The following is a 305-nucleotide window of genomic DNA, read 5'->3' on the forward strand; positions in this document are numbered from 1 at the left end:
CCGGTAAGTGCTACGATGAAGCCGGCACCTGCAGAAATCTTCAGGTTACGTACTGTTACCTCAAAGTCTGTAGCAGCGCCAAGCTTGGTCTGGTCATCTGTCAGGCTGTACTGTGTCTTAGCTACACAGATCGGGCAGTTGCCAAAGCCAAGAGCCTCTAACTGTTTTGCCTGCTTCTGGGCATTTGCTGTAAGAACAACTTTCTTACCGCCATAGATCTTCTGAACGATCTGGTTCAGCTTGTCCTCAATGGAGCCTTCCAGCTCATAGGAATATGTGAAGTCGTTTGGCTCATCACACAGACG

Annotated in this window: 1 protein-coding gene; it reads right to left on the reverse strand. The window is 49.2% G+C overall.

What is annotated here, in order from left to right; genetic code table 11:
• Positions 1–305: formate--tetrahydrofolate ligase (locus G5B11_RS18930; RefSeq protein WP_173729352.1), on the reverse strand; the 305-nt coding region annotated here is incomplete at both ends.

The organism is Blautia glucerasea (genome assembly GCF_013304385.1).
Lineage (GTDB): Bacteria > Bacillota > Clostridia > Lachnospirales > Lachnospiraceae > Blautia_A > Blautia_A ammoniilytica.